Origin of the sequence: Rhodococcus sp. 06-470-2 (assembly GCF_002258235.1) — a bacterium.
GTDB lineage: Bacteria > Actinomycetota > Actinomycetes > Mycobacteriales > Mycobacteriaceae > Rhodococcoides.
In genome coordinates this window covers 36,404-54,735 of the sequence record NZ_NOYB01000011.1, presented here as the reverse complement: position 1 = coordinate 54,735, position 18,332 = coordinate 36,404, and the positions used below count along the sequence as shown (strand labels likewise).

The window sequence follows — 18,332 nt, the reverse complement described above, 5'->3', positions numbered from 1 at the left end:
TGAAACTAGTCTCTCGACGCCTCGGACGCCCACGGAGGGTCGGCACCGGGTCGAGAAACCGTGATTGCCGCCGCTTTCGCGGCGAAATCGAGCGCTTCCCGCCAATCTTGCTTGCTCATCTCTTTCACCGCGTTCGATGTGATAATGCTCTCCTTCTCCAGAAAGCTGAGCAGAGCCCCGTGCACGGTGTCACCTGCGCCGATGGTGTCGACGACGTCGACCGCAACTCCCGGCACCGAGATCTCCTCGGCTGTGACAATTCCTGTACCCGCCGTCTCCTCGGCTGCGGTGAAGACCGAGATTCCGTTGCCGCCGCGAGTCATGACCACTGCGGTGACACCCGACGCGAGCCAGTCGTCCACCGTTGTGCCCTGGGTTCCGAGCCCCAACCAATGCGAGTCGTCCTCGGAGACCTTGAGGATGTCGATGCTGGGCAACCACGAACGGAAACGGTCGCGGAACCCGTCGGCGGTGATGTCTCCGCTGGTGCTGTCGATCGCGGCAGGCCGGATGTTGGGGTCGAGCATCGTGAGCTTGCCCGCCGCCCGGGCGCGGTGCAGCAGGCCCGCGTACATCGACGCACCGGGTTCGTAGAGCAGTGACAACGTGCCGAACGAGAGCACGCTGATCTCGTCGGGCAGATCGCCGGGATCGGCAACGAGACGATCGGCGGTGCCGTCGGCGTAGAACGAATACTCGGCACTGCCGTCGTCGGCGAGGGTGGTCATCGCCAAGGTCGTCGGCTCGTCGCCGCGCTGCACCCACGTGGTGTCCACACCCGCGTCGCGCAGACTCGCCAGGATCTGCTCGCCGAACGGGTCGTGGGAGATCCGCGAGAGATACGCGACGGGCGAACCGAGTCGACCGATCGCGACGGCGACGTTGAACGGCCCGCCGCCGAGTTTCGGCGAGAGCAGCGGCCCCTCGTGCACCGGGACCAGATCGACCAACGCCTCGCCGCACACCAGAATGGTCACTTCTCGTACCTCATTCCCCAGGTGCCGGACCAGGTTCGTCCCGGATCGAGCACGATCAGATCGATTTCGGAGTTCAGCGCATCGGGCGGGCACGTCATCGGCTCGATCGCCAACGCCCGGCCGCGCTCGGGATATGCCTGATCGTTGGCGGGATCGGCAGTGAACACCTGCACCCATCCGAAGCTGCTGTCGGTCCACAGCACCGTCGCAGTGCCGTCCGGGCCGCGCAGTACGTGGTTCGCTCGGCCGTCGGCCTCGGGCAACGAGGCGCTGAACGGGGTGTCCAGCTGCACGCCCTCCAGGGCTCTCGGCTGCCGGAAGTCGTACTCGGTATCGGCCGTCGGCACCGAGTTGCCCACGGGCAGATTGCGTACCGGATCGAGCGGCAGCCGGGTTCCCGCGGACAGCTCGAGGGTGCACTCGTCGAGCGGCACGTCCCCCACCCGGACGAAGGTGTGAAAGCCCATCCCGTACGGCGCGGGCGAGTCACCGGTGTTCTTCGCCGACGCGGTGACGGTGAGACCGTCCTCCGACAGCTCGTGCACCACGGTCACCGTGATCGAGAACGGCCAACCCTGATGCGTTCCGATGTCCACGCTCTGCTCGACGCGAGAGTCGGTGTGCTCCACGAGAGTCCACGCCACGCGTCGAACGAATCCGTGACTGGCGTTGTTGCGAGCCGGCTCGGAGATCTCCATCCGATGCTCGACGCCTTCGAAGGTGAACGTCCCATCGGCCGTCCGATTGGGCCACGGGGCCAACACCAGCCCCGCCGACAACGGCGGCTTCGAGCCCGCCTCCCACGTCTCGGTGAGCGCTGCGCCGTCGTATTCGAGCGCCCGAAGGCCCGCTCCGACGGCAGCGATGTCTGCCCGATACTTGCCGCTCGTCAACGAGTACGTCTGCGCGTCAGCCATGAGAGACATTCTTCACCACCGCACCCACGCGATACCGAATGAATGCAGGAAGAGCCAGCGCGGCGATCGAGACGCCGATGACGACCAGAACCCCACCGCCGGCAGCAGCCGCCGCCGTACCGACGGATGCGGCCGCTGCGCCGTGCAGTACGTCGCCGATTCGCGGACCTCCCGCGACGACGACGATGAACACACCCTGCAGTCGACCGCGCATCTCGTCGGTCGCGACCTGTTGGAGCATCGTGCTGCGGAACGCCGCCGAGATCATGTCGGCTCCACCGCCGAGGGCCAGGAACGCCAACGCGAACCACAGGGCGACAGTGGTGGCCCCGTCGGTGGCCGCGCCGACGGCCAGACCGAAGCCGATCATCGCCGCGCCCCACACGACGATGCAGATGAGCACCGCCAGCCCCTGCCTGCGTACTCGGGGCAACCAGCCGGAGAACACGCCTCCCACCACCGCGCCCGCGGACATCGCGGCGAACAGCATGCCGAGCACAGGACCGCCCGACGCGGGATCGCCGAAGCTCTCGTGCGCGATCTGCGGGAACAGCGCGCGGGGCATACCGAACACCATCGCGATGATGTCGACGACGAACGAGGCCAGCAGCACCTTCTGCGTCGCGAGGTAGGCGAAACCGTCGAACACCGAACGCAATCCGGCGCGCTGACCCGACTTCGCCGGCGGAATCCCCGGCAGCCGGATCACCGCCCACAGGGTGGCGAACAGTGCGACGGTGTCGATCAGATAGAGGGTCTCGAGTCCGATGTAGTAGATGAGGATGCCTGCGCTGAGCGGTCCGGCGATGGCACCGAAGTTCATCACCGTCATGTTCAGCGAATTCGCAGCGGGCAACTGCTCGGCAGGCAGGATCCGCGGGAGAATCGCGCTGCGCGTCGGCTGGTTCACCGCGAAGAATGCCTGCTGAACGGCCAACAGCACCAGGATGATCCACACATTGTTCAGGTCGAGAAACGCTTGCAACCAGAACAGTGCCGAGGCACCGATCAGGCCGCAGGTGGTGATCATCAACAGGGTGCGGCGGTCCATCACGTCGGCCAACGCTCCACCCCACAGGCCGAAGACGATGAGCGGCACCAACGCGAACACACCGGTGAGGCCCACGTAGGCCGAGCTGAGCGTGATCTGGAAAACCTGTTGCGGCACAGCAACAATGGACAGCTGGGCACCGATGACGGTGACGATGTTCGCGAGCCACAACCGCTTGTAGGCCGGAGTCCTCAGCGGAGTCGTATCGGCAAGAATGCCGCGCAATCGGCTCACGGCTGCAGACGCTCGATCACACCGCTTGCCACCGTCAGGCGAATTCGGTTGTGCATGCGGCTCGTTCGGCCCTGCCAGAACTCGACCGTCTCCGGCTCGACGCGAAAACCGCCCCAGTTCGGCGGAACCGGCACGTCGATTCCGTCGAACGTCGCGGTGACCTCGGCCAGTCGCGCAACCAGATCCTCCCGCGAGCCGACCGGTCGCGACTGCTCGGACGCCCATGCCCCCAGCTGGGAGCCCCGGGGCCGCGTGCGCCAATACGCCTCGGTGGTCTCGGTATCGACCTTGACCACCGGGCCGCGGACGGTGAGCTGGCGGGCATTTCCGATCCACGGGAACGTGATCGACGCATACGGCGTCGCGGTGAGCGCACGGCCCTTGTCCGAGTCGTAGTTGGTGTAGAAGACCACACCGGACGCGTCGAAGTCCTTGCACAACACGGTGCGGGTGGCGGGTCTACCCGACTCATCGACCGTCCCCAACACGATGGCGTTGGGCTCGGGCAGATTCGCGGCTATCGCGTCGGACAACCACTGCTGCGCCAGCGAACACCACCCGCCCGCCAGAGCATCGACGTCCAGGTCCTCGGGCTCTCCGTAGTCCACCCGCATGTTCGCCAGGCGCTGTTCATCTGCAGACACAAGCCCAGACGCTACTCCCGCGTCGATCCCGGCTATGGTTCTGACGAAGTACGCCCGGATGCGGCGCAGAGCCGGGTGCAGTTGCGACGAGGGAGTCCACAGGCCATGGCTGTTCAACGAGTTCCCGAGGATTTCGTCCCCGGTCTCGAAGGTGTCGTCGCGTTCACCTCCGACATCGCCGAGCCCGACAAGGACGGCGGCGCATTGCGCTACCGCGGCGTCGACATCGAGGAACTCGTCGCGCAGAACGTGACGTTCGGTGATGTCTGGGCCCTGCTCGTCGACGGCGAGTTCGGACGAGGACTCCCGCCGGCCGAACCCTTCCCGCTGCCGATCCACACCGGCGACGTCCGTGTCGACGTCCAGGCGGGTCTGGCGATGCTCGCTCCGATCTGGGGATACCAGCCGATACTCGACATCGACGACTCCACCGCTCGCGACAACCTCGCCCGCGCGTCGGTGATGGCCCTGTCCTACGTCGCCCAGTCCGCTCGCGGTATCTACCAGCCCGCAGTTCCGCAGACCCGCATCGATCAGGCCGCGACCGTCACCGAGCGATTCATGGTCCGGTGGAAGGGCGAACCGGATCCCGCCCACGTCGCCGCCATCGACGCATACTGGGTCTCGGCTGCAGAGCACGGCATGAACGCCTCGACGTTCACCGCACGCGTCATCGCCTCCACCGGGGCAGACGTCGCCGCCTGCCTCTCCGGTGCCATCGGTGCGATGTCCGGACCGCTGCACGGCGGTGCACCCGCCCGCGTCCTGCCGATGATCGAAGAGGTCGAGAAGACCGGCGACGCACGGGCTCTGATCACCGGAATCCTGGACCGCAAAGAGAAGCTCATGGGCTTCGGGCACCGCGTCTACCGCGCCGAGGACCCGCGCGCCCGTGTACTGCGCGCCACGGCGAAGAGACTGAACGCACCGCGCTACGAGGTCGCCGCAGCACTCGAGCAGGCGGCGCTGACCGAACTGCGCGAACGCCGCCCCGATCGAGCCATCGAAACCAACGTCGAATTCTGGGCCGCGGTGATCCTCGACTTCGCCGAGGTACCGGCGCACATGATGCCCGCCATGTTCACCTGTGGACGTACCGCGGGCTGGTGCGCGCACATCCTGGAGCAGAAGCGCCTGGGCAAGCTCGTCCGACCCGCTGCCCTCTACACCGGCCCCGAACCGCGGTCACCCGAGTCCGTCGAAGGCTGGGACCTGATCCGGTAGTCGAAGCTGATATGGCACCCGACTACCCTGTAAGGGCCATATTCCATCGACGCTAGGACGCGCTACTCCATGGCCGAATTGCCGATCATTCCCGCCGATCTCCTGCCCGCCGACGGACGCTTCGGCTGTGGCCCGTCCAAGGTTCGCCCCGAGCAGCTGCAATCCCTGGTCGATGTCGGCGCTTCCGTGTTCGGCACCAGCCATCGCCAGAAGCCCGTCAAGGACGTCGTCGGACGTGTGCGCAGTGGTTTGAAGGATCTGTTCTCCCTCCCCGAGGGCTACGAGGTCGTCCTCGGCAACGGCGGCACCACCGCATTCTGGGACGCTGCTGCATTCGGCCTGATTCGCGAGAAGTCGCTGCACCTGACCAACGGCGAGTTCAGCTCGAAGTTCGCCTCGGTGGCCAAGAACAACCCGTTCATCGGTGATCCGATCGTCGTCAAGGCAGAGCCGGGCAGCGCGCCCGAGCCCACCTCCGACCCGTCCGTCGACCTGATCGGCTGGGCGCACAACGAGACCTCGACGGGCGTGGCCATTCCGGTCAGCCGTCCGGCCGGCTCCGAGAACGCCCTCATCGCGATCGACGCCACCTCCGGCGCAGGCGGTCTCCCGGTCAACGTCGCCGACTCGGACGTCTACTACTTCGCTCCGCAGAAGTGCTTCGCCGCCGACGGTGGCCTGTGGGTCGCGCTGATGAGCCCCGCCGCGCTCGAGCGCGTCAGCGAGATCGCCGCCACGGATCGGTGGGTCCCGGACTTCCTGTCACTGCCGATCGCCGTCGACAACAGCAGCAAGAACCAGACGTACAACACCCCGGCCGTGGCGACACTGTTGCTCTTCGCCGATCAGATCGAATGGCTCAATTCGCAGGGCGGCCTCGACTGGGCCACCAAGCGCACCGCCGATTCGTCCTCACGCCTGTACGACTGGGCCGAGAACAGCGAATTCGCAACGCCGTTCGTCACGAACCCGGATCACCGCAGCCAGGTCGTCGGCACCATCGACTTCGACGAGAAGGTCGACGCAGCCCAGGTTGCGAAGATCCTGCGCGCCAACGGCGTCGTCGACACCGAGCCGTACCGCAAGCTCGGCCGCAACCAGTTGCGTGTCGGTATGTTCCCGGCCATCGAGCCGGACGACATCACCGCACTGACCAAGAGCATCGACTGGGTCGTGTCCACACTGAGCTAGTTGGCAGGGCAGGAGTGGAGCCTGCGGAACGACCATTCCCAGGGCAGGAGTGGAGCCTGCGGAACGACCATTCCCAGCAAGCTCACAGCTCCGGCGCTCCCTTCGAGGCCTACACTTGCTATCAAGTAAGCAAGCGTAACGACCTCGGAGGGAGCGCTCGTATGTTCAGGCTCCTGACCGTCGCGCTGCGGATCCGCGTGACACTGGTCTACTGCACCCTCGCGGTGGCAGGCACGGTAGCGCTCGGCCAGATCGGGCCGCACGATCGCTGGCACGTACTGCATGCGGCAAGTACCAACCTGCACAATCTGACCGACGGTCACCTCGCCACTGTCGTCACGAGCGTCTTCCTCACCGAGGGTCGGGTGAACTGGCTGTGGTTGGCCGCGGTCGCCGTGCTGTTCGCCGTCGCCGAATGGGTCTCCGGCTGGCGACGCTTCCTTCTCACCTTCGGCACCGGACATGTCGGTGCCACTGCTCTGGTGGCAGTCGGCCTGCTCATCGGTATTCACAACGACTGGCTCGCGGACTCGCTGGCGATGGCCGTCGACGTCGGTGTCAGCTACGCGGCAGCAGCGGTCGGAGGGTCGATGATCCGGTACCTGCCGATGCCGTGGCGTGCCGGCTGGGCCGCACTGTGGATCGGCGTCGTCACGATCAGTGGAGTGTCCGATCCGTCCTTCACCGCCGTCGGGCACGCGATTGCCCTGACCATCGGTTTCGGCCTGGGTGCCCTCTACCTGCGCAGGGACGCATCGGCGTTGTCGCACAGAGCAATCGACGCAAGATCGACCGAATGGGTGCAGCCGAGCCCGCAGCTGTCTACCCTCTGACAGGGAAACGATCGTCGGCAGAAGCGATGCGTGTCGAACACCCGCCGAATACGGCAGGTGAACTAGGCTCGAACTCGACGGTATCGCGAGCCGGCGCGATGAGGAGGTCAAGGTGCGAGACTTACGTGTGGTGGGTCTCGAGGCCGACGGAAAGTTCGTTGTGTGCGCAGATCCCAAGACCGGCGACAGATTCCGGCTTCCAGCCGACGACAAGCTCCGCGCGGCCTCACGCGGTGACATCGCTCGACTAGGACAGATTGAGATCGAAATGGACAGCTTGCTTCGGCCGAAAGAAATTCAGGCCCGCATCCGCAGCGGAGCGACCATCGAACAGGTTGCCGCCGACTCCGGAATGGCCATCAGTCGCGTCGAGGTGTTCGCTCACCCGGTGCTGCTCGAACGTTCGCAGGCCGCGTCGATGGCCCAGGCCGGTCATCCGCTGCGCCACGACGGCCCGGCCGTGCAGACCCTGCTCGAGATCGTCACCCTCGCCTTCCGCGCTCGCGGGCACAACCTCGACGACGCGGAGTGGGACGCCTGGCGCGACGAGGACAGCAAGTGGGTCGCACAGCTGAAGTGGCAGGCGGGCCGCACCACCAACAAGGCGCACTGGCAGTTCCTGCCCGACGGCCACGGCGGCACCATCGCGCCGCTCGACGACACCGCCCACGAACTGATCGATCCCGACTTCGGACGCCAACTGCGCGGCCTCGCACCGGTGCGCGCACTGACGTCCGCCGAGGATGACGATCAGGCCTCGCAGCAGAGCTTCGACGAGTACTACGGCACCACCGCCGACAGCGAACTCGACGCCGAGACCATCGAGGTCGAGGTGGACGATGCGCCGACTCCCGAGCCCGAGCAGCCACGCGAACCGGTGGCCAGGGAGCCGAGGCCCGCACCCAAGCCTGCCGCCGGTCACACCGGCGGCAAGGACAAGCGGGGCAAGCCGGCCATGCCGTCGTGGGAGGACGTGCTGCTCGGCGTTCGCAGCAGCGGCCACAACTGATCTCTTCGACGGCCGATTTGCCGCTCGGTGACAGATTGCCGACGCTCACACCGTAGGCTTTCGACGGAGCTTACGGAGAGAGAGGTGCCGGTAGTGGGGGCCAAAGCATCAACGATCTGGTACGTGGACGCACCGGATCCCATTTCGGTACTCCGAGAAGCCACCACCTCGGACTGGAATGCTGCGAGCGCACTCGTCGGACGTCTGTACCCCCACCTGACGGCAGTGCCTCTCGGACAGGGTCCGATATCGACATCGGCAGGCGTGGACGACGATCACGTCTTCATCGGTTGCTACCCCGGCGTCACCGTGGTCTGCGGATCGAACCTGTCGGTGCCGACACCGTCGACGCTTCCCGAATCCTTCACCCGCCCTCTGGCGTCCGAACACACCTACCTCGTCGCCTCGGATCCCCAGCACGCCTGGGGTGCGTTCGCGTACTGGGAGCGCGGTGAATTCCGCCGATCGTTCAGCGCCACCCCGGTGTACATCTACGAGGACGCCGGCCTGCCACTGGTGTGGGAGCGATCGTTCTGGGCCGGTGAGCATCCGCTGATCTATCCGCCCGGAGTGATGCCGGATCCACAATCGCTGCCGTTCCACCCACAGGAATTCGCCGAGGCGGCCAACGCCGAGTGGCTCGGATTCCGCTACACCGGCGCGCCGCACGCGGACGAATTCGATCCCGACACCCTGCCGGTCTGCGGCTTCACGATGTACGTTCCCGGACAGGAGCCGCCGCCACCGAACCGGAGTGCGAACGGCCGTGGCGCACAGGAACCGATGCCCGACGCCCCCGACGAACAGGCACCGCGTCCGAAGAAGCGTTGGTTCTCGCGCAAGTAGATGCGGCAGGGCCGTCCTGGGTGCCGGCGAACGTCAGAACGCCAGCGCCGCCAGTGCCACGAAGCTGAGGATGGAACCGATACCGGCTCCGTACACCGCCCAGCGCCACACCGGTATCGCGAGCCACCGCATGACCGTCGGAGCTGCACCCGCGACGACGATAATGTTCAGACCGAGTGCGAGCAGTGGATGAATTCTGGCCAGCTCCAGACCGAACGTCGTCAGTGCCACACCCACCAGCGCCGCCGAGATGACGGCGATCGGGACTCCGGTCCAGCGGACGCTCGGGTCGTGGTCGTTCACGTCAGGCGCACACGTTCGTAGAACCCCATCGCCGCGGCCGTCGCCACGTTCAGCGAATCGGTGCCAGGGGCCATCGGAATCCGCGCGCGAATGTCCGTTGCTCGCATGGCATGTTCGGTCAGACCCGGCCCCTCGGCACCCAGCAGCAGGGCAACCTTCTCCCCCGTCATCGCCGTCGCCAACGACACCGCCGCCGGGTTGGGCGTCAACGAGATCAGCTGAAACCCGTACGCGCGAACACGATCGAGGCCACGGGGCCACTCGGGCACCTTGGCGAACGGCACCCGCAGCACATGTCCCATCGACACTCGCACCGAACGACGATAGAGCGGATCAGCACACGCGGCCCCGAACAGAACGGCATCGACCCCGAGGCCCGCCGCGTTGCGGAACATCGACCCGAGATTCTCGTGATCGTTGACGCCCTCGAGAATCGCCACCGTCCTGGCACCGTCCAACACCTCGTCGAGATCGAGGGCCGGCGGCCTGTTCGCCGCGGCCAACACACCACGATTGAGGTGGAAGCCGACGACCTCGGCCATCACCTCCGCGGACGTCCGGTAGAACGGAACGTCCGAATCGACGAGATCGTCGCGCAAGGCGTCGAGCCGTCGATCCACGCCCAGCAGGCTGATCATCGGAAACCGCGAGGTCAGCAGCCGCTGCGCCACCAACACACCCTCGGCGATCACCAGACCCTTGCCCTCGGGCAGGTCGGGTCGCCGATCCGACGAGTTGAGATCGCGAAAATCGTCCAGTCGCGGGTCCGAGGGGTCGTCGATGTCGAGTACATGCACCACGTGCTCATCTTGTCACCCGGCCGACTTCGAGACTCCCTCGGCGAAGGCCTGCTTCCGTATGGCAGATTTTTCGGGTCGTTCCGCGGGCTCCACTCCTGTATGGAAAAGTAAAGTCCGATGACTACCGACGAATCGATCACCATCCGCACCGCCACCGACGACGACTGGGATGCCGTCGCGCTGCTCGACGCCCACGCGTTCGGCGAGCACCAGAACGCCGAGGACCTGGCCGAGACGCAGATCCTGACCCAGTCCGAGCACGTGTACCTGGCCTGGGACGGCGAGACCCCGGTGGGTGTGGCCATGCACTTCCCGATGTCGGTCACCGTTCCCGGTGGTGCGCAGGTCGAGGCGTCCGGAGTCTCCTGGGTCTCGGTCGCGCCGACGCATCGTCGACGCGGCATCCTGCGATCGATGTTCACCCAGCAGCACCGCGCCCTGAACGACGCGGGCGCACCGCTCTCGCTGCTCACGGCCAGCGAGGCGACGATCTACGGACGCTTCGGCTACGGGCCGGTGACCGAGGAGATCAGCGTCTCGATCGATCGTCGATTCGCGCAGTTCCGCAAGGACGCTCCCCCGGCCACCGGCGTCCGGCTGATCGAATCGGCCGAGGCCACCGAACTGCTCCCCGACATCTACCACCGCTGGCAGCAGCAGACCGCAGGCGCGCAGCCCAAGCCGCCGATCCGCTGGGAGCGGTTCTTCGCCGACCGCGAGAACCGGCGCGGCGGACTGACGGCTCTGTTCTTCGTCGTTCATCCCGACGGATACGTCGCCTACCGACGCGGCCGCAACCCGAGCCGAGTGGTGGTGGAGGAATTCATCGCGGTGACCGACGACGCGTACGCCGCGCTGTGGCAGATCCTCGTCGGCGTGGACCTGGTCGACACCATCGAGGTACGGCAGGCACGGGACGAAGCGCTGCCGTTCCTGCTGACCAACAATCGGCTACCGAAGGTCACGGCTCACCACGACGCTCTGTGGGGCCGCATCATGCACGTCGAGGCAGCTTTGGAGGCACGCACCTACGCGCTCGACACCTCGCTGATCATCGCTGTGCGAGATCCCTTCCTCGATGCGGGCGGCACCTACTCGCTGACCGTGACCGACGGCCGCGCCACCTGCACCCGGGTGGAATCCGAACCGGACATCGAACTCGACATCGACGTGCTCGCCAGCATCTACTTCGGCACCCATCGGGCCCGCTTGTTCGCCGCGGCCAACCGCCTCACCGCCCGCAACGACGCGTCGCTGCACGCACTCGACCTGACGTTCGGAACTGCGCGCCCGGCCGTCATGGGCTGGGGTTTCTAGGACCGGTCGACGCATCGAGCGCGGTGGCCGAGCCACCCCGCATCCACAGGGCTGCGCAGAGCGTCACCGAGAGCAGCACCGTCGTGTAGACGACGAAGTCGGTGCTGCCACGGCCGCTGGTGGCGTGGTAGATCAACGGTGCCGTACCCCCGAACAGGGAGTTCGCCACGGCGTAGCCGAAGCCGACGCCGAGGGCACGAATGTGAGCGGGGAACACTTCGGCCTTGGCGATGCCGTTCACCGACAGATAACAGGTGAGAACGGCGAATGCGCTCACCAGCATGACGAACACCGCAGGCGGAGACGTCAGCCGGTCGGTGGCCAGCACCAGTGCGCCGGTGGCCGGTATGCCCAGTGCCCCGAACGTGACGAGAAGAGGCTTTCTCCCGATGCGGTCGCTCAGTGCGCCGCCGACCGGCTGCAGCACCATCAACACCACGAAGGCCGCGAGCACGAGGCCGGTCGCGGTGAGCTCGCCCCTGGCACCGTCCGCGGCGAAGAACGTCTCGCGAACGATCGAGGGAACGGTGACCGTGTAGGTGTAGAACGCCGCACTCCCTCCCGCGGTCAGCAAGAACACCCAGACGAGCGGACGCCGGTGATCGCGAAAGAGCGCCCCCATCGTGGCGTCTCGGTCCGCCCGCGGCGCTCCCGGTGCACGGGGCACGCGATCGAGTCCACGCGCCCACCACAACGACGCCAGGCCCGCCGCGCCGCCCGCGGCGAACGCGAGACGAAAGCCCCACTCGGAAATTGCCGCGCGATCCGTACCCGCGAGGAGCACGAGCAGACAGGCCTGCGCGAGCACGAGACCGCCGACGATGGTCGCGGCCTGGAACGAGGCGAACAATCCCCGGTGTCCGCGCGTGCCCGATTCGGAGAGCAACACCGTCGCCGCCGCGTACTCGCCACCGGTTGCGATGCCCTGCACGATGCTCACGACCGCGAGGATCACCGCCGCCCAGACACCGATGTCGTGGACCGTCGGAGTGACCGCAAGGGCAACAGATCCGGCCGACATCAGCGTGACCGCCGCGACGAGCGCGAACTGCCGGCCCCGCACGTCCGCGAGCCTGCCGAACAGCCACGAGCCGAGTGGCCGTACGACGAAGGTCAGTGCGAACAGTCCGTAGACGTACACGAGCGAATTCGTCGAGGCCGGATCGAAGAACTCGGTCCGAAAGTACGGTGCGAACGTCGCGTAGAGGTACAGGTTGAACCACTGCACCAGGTTCGGCACCGAACCGGCCAGAATGACGCGGATCTGCGGACGACGGCCGGGGCTCGCCGACTCGGTGCGATTCACGAGGCGAAGGTACCCGGCCCGCGGCCCTACCGCTCGCCGTTCGAGCGACAGAACCGCCGTCGCCACGAGCGCGCTCATGACTTTTGTCATGGCCGGACCGTGACGGTGTCACTTCAGGTCATGATGCGCCGCACTGTTTTCGGTGGTTCGGGCGCAGCAGACTCGTAGTCATGAAGCAACCAGACGAGGGAAACCTGTTCACCGATCTCATGGAGCTCGGGCCGGCTCCGACGATGGCGCGTGAGATCGTCGTCATCGTCATCAGTCTCGCGATCGTCGCCGTGTTGTTCGCGATCGTCGGCACGTCCCTTCCGGCATTCGTCGCACTCGGCGTCATCGTCGCCTTCATGGGCGTGCGGTTCGTCATCGGACTCCGCAACTGGGAGAAGCAATCATGACCATCATCGAAGTCAGCGGCATGACTCGCCGCTACGGTTCGGGCAAAACCGCGTTCGAGGCCGTGAAGACGCTCGATCTCGAGATCGCGGAGGGTGAGCTGTTCGGCTTGCTGGGCACCAACGGTGCCGGCAAGACCTCCACTCTCGAAGTGATTCAGGGACTTTCACGGCCGAGCGAGGGCACGGTGCGGATCATGGGAATGGATCCGGTGTCCGATCGCCGCAAGGTTCGACCGTCTCTCGGCATCATGCTGCAGAAGGGCGGCCTGCCCCAGGATCTGACCACCGCGGAAAGCCTGCGGATGTGGGCGGGCACGTGCAGCAATCCACTGCCGACGGCGGAGGTGCTGGGGCGCGTCGACCTGGCCGACCGGGCCGACACGCGGGTGAAGTTTCTCTCGGGCGGCGAGCAGCGCAGGTTGGATCTGGCGTGCGCCATCATCAGCCGCCCGAGGGTGCTGTTCCTCGACGAACCGACCACCGGACTCGATCCCGAATCTCGCCGCAACACGTGGCGTCTGATCCAGGAGCTGAAGAATTCCGGCGTGACGATCATGTTGACGACGCACTACCTGGACGAGGCCGAGTCACTGTGCGATCGGCTGGCGATCATGCACCGCGGCAGCGTCGTTCGTAGCGGAACGGTCGACGAGGTGGTCGCCGACCATCCGGCGAAGATCGAACTGCAGGCCCCCGGTACGGCACTGCCGACTTTGCCCGGTACGTCGATCGACGTCTCGGGAGACACCATCTCGATCCAGACGTCCTCGGTACAGGAGACCTTGACCGATCTGCTGCTGTGGGCGCGAGACAACGGAGTGACCCTCCACGGTCTCGACGCCCGAGCGGCATCGCTCGAGACCGTATTCCTCTCCATTGCAGACGAATTCGACAATTCCGCTATCCAGAACAACGAGGTGATGAGCGCATGAGCACGATGACCGCCCTGTCACGAGCAGAGTTCACGCTGCTCGGACGCAACCGAGTACTGCTGTTCAACGCAACCGTCATACCCCTCGTGCTGCCGATCGCGTTGCTGATCATCGGCAGTCGGGGCGACGACGGATTGACCGACGTGGGCGTCGGAGCGGCGCTCGAGATGTTCGTACTGTTCCTGTTGGTGTTCATGGTCTACTACAACATGCTCTCGATCTACGCCACGCGTCGAGACGAATTGGTACTCAAGCGACTTCGGACCGGAGAGAGCTCGGACCTACAGATTCTGCTGGGGCCGGCCGTACCCTCGTTCATCCTCACCGTGGCACTGGGCCTGATCGTCGGAGCCGTGGTTCTGGCCTTCGGTGGCCCGGTTCCTACGAACGCACTGCTCGTCGCGGTGGCCCTGCTCGGCGGCGCGGCTCTGTTCGCCGCACTGGCACTGATCACGTCTGCCTTCACCCGCAATGCGGAAGCGGCGCAGATCACCAGTCTTCCGGTCATTTTGATCGCCATGGTCGGCTCGTCACTGCTGCGCGGTGTACTCCCGGATTCGTTCAGCCGGGTCATCGAGCTGACCCCGATGGCTGCGGTCTCGGACCTGCTGAACCTCGGCTGGTTCGGCACCACCACGCCTGGCGACGCGCCCATCGGCTTCGCTGCCACCTTCACCGAAGCCGGAATGCCGCTGCTGGTGATGCTCGCCTGGATCGTCGGCAGCCTGCTGATCGCCCGCACGCACTTCCGTTGGGAACCGCGGTCCTAGATCGCCCCTTTCGCCGCACCGTCTGCAAGGCTGGAGATCATGAAGTTGCACCAGTACCTCAATCCACTGCACGGCTGGAACGACAGCAGTGCAGTGGACAAGGTGCGCGTCTACACCCGCCAGTCGTTTCTGCTGATCACCGTCGGTGTTGCCGCCGCTGCGATGCTGACGTCACTGCAGTTCGAGGACTACCTGTCGATGGCGGCCGTGGCAGTCTGTGCCGCAGCGACCTTCGTGGTCGTTCAGCGCACCCCCGCGCTCGGCGGCCAGTCGACGGCGAGCCCACGAATTCCCCTGGCGATCATGGCAGTCGCCGCTGTGGTGCTGGTTGCCGGCGGGGCCACGAACAATGCATTGTGGGCCGTCGTGCTCGTCACCAGTGCGGTCGCAACGCTGATCCCGTTGCGGTGGTGCCTGGCGGCGGCCGTGGCCGCTGCTGGACTTGCAGCAGCTCTCGGCACGCCGGCAGTGGAAACACTGGTGCTCGGTCTCCTCATCGCCTTCATGGCCTTCACCGTCCAACTGTCAGCGTGGCTGCTGCGTATCGTCACCGAACTCGATGCCACCCGCGACGCTGCTGCCGCGCTCTCCGTTGCCGAGGAGCGTCTGCGATTCTCGCGAGATCTGCACGACGTCGTCGGCCGCGCACTCTCGGCCATCGCGGTCAAGAGCGAACTCGCCGCGGCACTGGCGCGTCGAGGTGACGATCGAGCTGCGGCCCAGATGGACGAGGTTCGCATTCTGGCCCAGGAATCCATGGCCGACGCCCGAAAGCTGGTTCGCGGCTATCGATCGATCGATGTGGCCTCGGAACTCGACGGCGCTCGATCCCTGCTGTCCGCCGCGGGCATCGCCACCGAGCTCGTCGGTGAAACCTCGATGCTCGACGAGCGCGCAGCCGAGGCCGCCGCGTGGGTGGTCCGTGAGGGTGTGACGAACATTCTGCGTCACTCCGAGGCCACCTATTGCCGGATCGAGCTGACCGACAACAGTATTCGACTGATCAACGATCATCCGCAGCCATCGACCGGCCGCGACGACGGCACGGGCCTGAGCGGACTGCGAGAACGGCTGGTCGCCGTCGACGGTACCCTGCACACCGAGCAGACCACCGACGAATTCACCCTCACTGCGGCGTTGCCGACCTCGCCCCAGAACGCAAGGACCACACCATGATCCGAGTTCTCTTGGCCGACGACGAGAATCTCATCCGTGCTGCGCTGGCAACCATGCTCGATCTCGAGGACGACATCGAGATCGTCGGGCAGGCCGACTCCGGGGAGAAGGCGCTGACCGCCGCAGCCTCGCTCTCCCCCGATGTGGCCGTGCTGGACCTGCAGATGGGCGGAATCGACGGCATCGAGACGGCCCAGAAGATCGCCGAGACGTTGCCCGCCTGCGCGTCGATCATCGTCACCAGCCACGGCCGGCCGGGCTACCTCAAGAAGGCGCTCGAAGCAGGCGTGCGCGGTTTCCTCCCCAAGACCACCTCGGCCGCCACTCTGGCCGAGGTGGTGCGCACCGTGCACGGCGGCGGGCGCTACGTCGACCCGACGCTGGCCGCGGAAGCCATCGGGGCCGGAGACTCGCCGCTGACACCGCGCGAGGCCGATGTGCTCGAGTTCGCCGCCGACGGCGCGTCGATCGCGGAGATCGCACGCCGCGCCCATCTTTCGCCCGGCACCACTCGCAACTACCTGTCTGCGGCGGCTGCGAAACTGGGTGCAGCGAACCGGCACGAGGCCTGCGCTCTCGCCCGACGCCACGGCTGGATCTGAACGCCTCACACCTTCGCGGTGGCGGCCACGGTGTCGAGGGTGGGCAGCCGGTGCCCGTCTGCGGGCGGCACCACGGTGATCCGCAAATTGTTGTGCCGCAGTAGATACACGGCCGCGAACAGCCCCGTCGCCAGTGAGATGACGCCGCCGAACACCAGTGGTGCGCGTGGATCGAGGACGTCGGCGAGCCAGCCGAGCACCGGGCTGCCGAGCGGAGTTCCGCCCAGGAAGCACAGCATGTAGATGCCCATCACGCGTCCGCGCATGTCGGACGGCACCGACATCTGCAGAATGTTCATCGCCGACGTCGTGAACGTCAACGTCAGGGCACCGGTGGGTATCAGCAGAAGTGCGACGAGCAGGTAGTTGGGCATCAATCCGACGATCAGCTCGAAGGCTCCGAATGCGATGACGGCACCGATGAACAGCCGCAGGCGCGGCGCGCTCGCCCGCCGGGCCGCCAGGGTCGCGCCGGCCAATGTGCCCACTGCCAGGGTTGTCGAGAGCAGACCGTAGGCGTCTGCCCCGCTACCGAACGTGTTGCGCGCCAACACCGACAGACTCAGCGGAAAGTTGAGGCCGAACGTCGAGACCATGAAGACCGTGGCCAGCAGTACTCGTAGGTCACCGCGCCCCCAGACGTATCGAAAGCCCTCTCGCACCTGCCCTTTGGCGCGTGGGGCGGGTTCGACGCGGAAGAGCTGACCGACGTTCATCGCCACGAGGGCACCGAAGACCGCCGCGAACGACACGGCGTTGATGAGAAACACCCAGCCGGTGCCGACGAGGGTGATCAGTACTCCGGACACGGCAGGGCCGACGATGCGCGCCATGTTGAAGGTCATCGAGTTCAACGCGATCGCATTGGCGAGGGTCTCTTTGCCGACCATCTCGATGGTGAACGATTGCCGTACCGGAGCGTCGATCGCCGACGAGCAGCCGAGGACGAATGCGATGACGTAGACGTGCCAGAGTTCGACCATCCCCCCGACGTCGAGGACGCCGAGAACCAGACCGCAGACCGCGGCGAAGACCTGGGTGATCATCAGCAGCTTGCGCTTGTCGTAGCGGTCTGCCAGGACCCCACCCCAGACCGAGAGGAACAGTGTCGGTCCGAACTGCAGGGCCATGACGATGCCGACAGCGAAGCCGTTTCCGCCGGACAGCGTCAGAACGAGCCAGTCCTGGGCGACCCTCTGCATCCACGTGCCGACCAACGAGACGATCTGCCCCGACGCCCACAATCGGTAGTTGTGGGTCTTCAGAGCAGCGAACATCGTCGAGCCGGGGGTACGGGAAGCAGGGGCCACCGTTCAAATAATAAACCTAGGTAACTACTCGGAGTCGCTGACGAGGGCCCCGATGATCGCTACCGCGTCACGGAGTGTGTCGAGTTGCTCGGGACCGAGGCCTGCGAGCTGCGCCGTCATCCATGCTTCGCGGGCACTGGCCTCGTCGGCGATCAGTTCTCGACCGGCCGGTGAGAGCGAGACGATCACCTGCCGCCCGTCGGTGGGATGGGGGGTGCGCGCCACCAGGCCCAGTTCGGCCAACGATGCGATCACCCGTGTCATCGACGGCGGCTGGACCTTCTCCCGCGCGGCCAATGCACCCGGCGTCATATCGCCCTCCCGACTCAGCGTGGCCAGAGCCGACAGCTGAGTGAGCGAGACTTGCGAGTCCACTCGCCTACCCCGAAGGTGGCGAGTCAGCCTCACCACCGCAAGCGACAGGTCGCTTGCCAATTTCCGATTGTCCTTCACACCATTTCCCGACGTCACAGCGCAGAGAATACGCCCTGG

General features: G+C 66.0%; 20 protein-coding genes. 11 read left to right on the top strand and 9 right to left on the bottom strand.

Features of this window, described 5'->3' with window-relative positions; genetic code table 11:
• Window positions 1-5: 5 nt before the first annotated feature.
• The 4 genes from CH276_RS07150 to pdxH are packed head-to-tail and all read right to left on the bottom strand — an operon-like array spanning window position 6 to window position 3,793.
• Window positions 6-977 (bottom strand): carbohydrate kinase family protein, encoded by a 972-nt coding sequence (locus tag CH276_RS07150; protein WP_094631157.1) that lies wholly within the window; start codon window positions 975-977, stop codon window positions 6-8.
• The gene (locus tag CH276_RS07145) at window positions 974-1,903 is read right to left on the bottom strand and encodes an aldose 1-epimerase family protein (RefSeq protein WP_094631156.1); all 930 of its coding nucleotides are present in this window, start codon (window positions 1,901-1,903) and stop codon (window positions 974-976) included. The genes CH276_RS07150 and CH276_RS07145 overlap by 4 nt, the downstream gene beginning before the upstream one ends.
• Window positions 1,887-3,179 (bottom strand): MFS transporter, encoded by a 1,293-nt coding sequence (locus CH276_RS07140; RefSeq protein WP_094631155.1) that lies wholly within the window; start codon window positions 3,177-3,179, stop codon window positions 1,887-1,889. Before CH276_RS07140 ends, CH276_RS07145 begins: the two co-directional genes overlap by 17 nt.
• Window positions 3,176-3,793 carry a pyridoxamine 5'-phosphate oxidase gene (gene pdxH, locus CH276_RS07135; protein ID WP_141214680.1) on the bottom strand — a complete coding sequence of 206 codons (618 nt, stop codon included), beginning with the start codon at window positions 3,791-3,793 and terminating at the stop codon, window positions 3,176-3,178. Before pdxH ends, CH276_RS07140 begins: the two co-directional genes overlap by 4 nt.
• A gap of 135 nt (window positions 3,794-3,928) precedes the next feature.
• Here pdxH and CH276_RS07130 point away from each other — a divergent pair, with 135 nt between their 5' ends.
• From CH276_RS07130 to CH276_RS07110, 5 genes are all read left to right on the top strand, one after another.
• Entirely contained in the window at window positions 3,929-5,047 is a 1,119-nt protein-coding gene (locus CH276_RS07130) for a citrate synthase 2 (RefSeq protein ID WP_032395838.1), read from the top strand.
• Window positions 5,048-5,116: 69 nt separating this feature from the next.
• On the top strand, window positions 5,117-6,238 hold the full coding sequence (gene serC / locus CH276_RS07125) for a phosphoserine transaminase (RefSeq protein WP_032395839.1): 1,122 nt from the start codon (window positions 5,117-5,119) through the stop codon (window positions 6,236-6,238).
• 161 nt (window positions 6,239-6,399) lie between these two features.
• Window positions 6,400-7,071, top strand: a complete 672-nt coding sequence (locus CH276_RS07120; RefSeq protein ID WP_094631153.1) for a rhomboid-like protein — start codon at window positions 6,400-6,402, stop codon at window positions 7,069-7,071.
• Between the two features lie 112 nt (window positions 7,072-7,183).
• The gene (gene sepH / locus CH276_RS07115) at window positions 7,184-8,080 is read left to right on the top strand and encodes a septation protein SepH (protein WP_094631152.1); all 897 of its coding nucleotides are present in this window, start codon (window positions 7,184-7,186) and stop codon (window positions 8,078-8,080) included.
• A gap of 93 nt (window positions 8,081-8,173) precedes the next feature.
• Complete coding sequence (locus CH276_RS07110; protein WP_045196604.1) at window positions 8,174-8,926, top strand: DUF6928 family protein; 753 nt, start codon at window positions 8,174-8,176, stop codon at window positions 8,924-8,926.
• A gap of 33 nt (window positions 8,927-8,959) precedes the next feature.
• On the opposite strand, the gene CH276_RS07105 is transcribed toward CH276_RS07110, so the two are convergent.
• On the bottom strand, window positions 8,960-9,229 hold the full coding sequence (locus CH276_RS07105) for a DUF2537 domain-containing protein (protein ID WP_032395842.1): 270 nt from the start codon (window positions 9,227-9,229) through the stop codon (window positions 8,960-8,962).
• Window positions 9,226-10,029: a TrmH family RNA methyltransferase gene (locus CH276_RS07100; protein WP_094631151.1), complete on the bottom strand. Its 804-nt coding sequence runs from the start codon at window positions 10,027-10,029 to the stop codon at window positions 9,226-9,228. The genes CH276_RS07105 and CH276_RS07100 overlap by 4 nt, the downstream gene beginning before the upstream one ends.
• A gap of 117 nt (window positions 10,030-10,146) precedes the next feature.
• Here CH276_RS07100 and CH276_RS07095 point away from each other — a divergent pair, with 117 nt between their 5' ends.
• Window positions 10,147-11,346: a GNAT family N-acetyltransferase gene (locus tag CH276_RS07095; protein WP_045196608.1), complete on the top strand. Its 1,200-nt coding sequence runs from the start codon at window positions 10,147-10,149 to the stop codon at window positions 11,344-11,346.
• Here the strand turns inward: CH276_RS07095 and CH276_RS07090 are convergent.
• On the bottom strand, window positions 11,327-12,652 hold the full coding sequence (locus CH276_RS07090) for an MFS transporter (protein ID WP_176459148.1): 1,326 nt from the start codon (window positions 12,650-12,652) through the stop codon (window positions 11,327-11,329). The genes CH276_RS07095 and CH276_RS07090 overlap by 20 nt on opposite strands.
• Window positions 12,653-12,822: 170 nt before the next feature.
• Between CH276_RS07090 and CH276_RS07085 the strand changes: the two genes are divergently transcribed.
• From CH276_RS07085 to CH276_RS07065, 5 genes are read left to right on the top strand one after another with little or no spacing between them, the layout of a single operon-like run.
• A complete protein-coding gene (locus CH276_RS07085; protein ID WP_082073783.1) occupies window positions 12,823-13,050 on the top strand; it encodes a hypothetical protein in 228 nt (75 codons plus the stop codon).
• Window positions 13,047-13,982, top strand: coding sequence for an ABC transporter ATP-binding protein (locus CH276_RS07080; protein WP_094631149.1), 936 nt, complete (start codon window positions 13,047-13,049; stop codon window positions 13,980-13,982). The genes CH276_RS07085 and CH276_RS07080 overlap by 4 nt, the downstream gene beginning before the upstream one ends.
• Window positions 13,979-14,752 carry an ABC transporter permease gene (locus tag CH276_RS07075; RefSeq protein WP_094631148.1) on the top strand — a complete coding sequence of 258 codons (774 nt, stop codon included), beginning with the start codon at window positions 13,979-13,981 and terminating at the stop codon, window positions 14,750-14,752. The genes CH276_RS07080 and CH276_RS07075 overlap by 4 nt, the downstream gene beginning before the upstream one ends.
• Before the next feature lie 39 nt (window positions 14,753-14,791).
• The gene (locus CH276_RS07070; protein WP_094631147.1) at window positions 14,792-15,928 is read left to right on the top strand and encodes a sensor histidine kinase; all 1,137 of its coding nucleotides are present in this window, start codon (window positions 14,792-14,794) and stop codon (window positions 15,926-15,928) included.
• A complete protein-coding gene (locus tag CH276_RS07065; RefSeq protein ID WP_032395848.1) occupies window positions 15,925-16,530 on the top strand; it encodes a response regulator transcription factor in 606 nt (201 codons plus the stop codon). Before CH276_RS07070 ends, CH276_RS07065 begins: the two co-directional genes overlap by 4 nt.
• A 5-nt stretch (window positions 16,531-16,535) precedes the next feature.
• Here CH276_RS07065 and CH276_RS07060 read toward each other — a convergent pair whose 3' ends face one another.
• The gene (locus CH276_RS07060; protein ID WP_094631146.1) at window positions 16,536-17,807 is read right to left on the bottom strand and encodes an MFS transporter; all 1,272 of its coding nucleotides are present in this window, start codon (window positions 17,805-17,807) and stop codon (window positions 16,536-16,538) included.
• 57 nt (window positions 17,808-17,864) lie between these two features.
• Window positions 17,865-18,293 carry a MarR family winged helix-turn-helix transcriptional regulator gene (locus tag CH276_RS07055; RefSeq protein ID WP_032396280.1) on the bottom strand — a complete coding sequence of 143 codons (429 nt, stop codon included), beginning with the start codon at window positions 18,291-18,293 and terminating at the stop codon, window positions 17,865-17,867.
• Window positions 18,294-18,332: the final 39 nt, after the last annotated feature.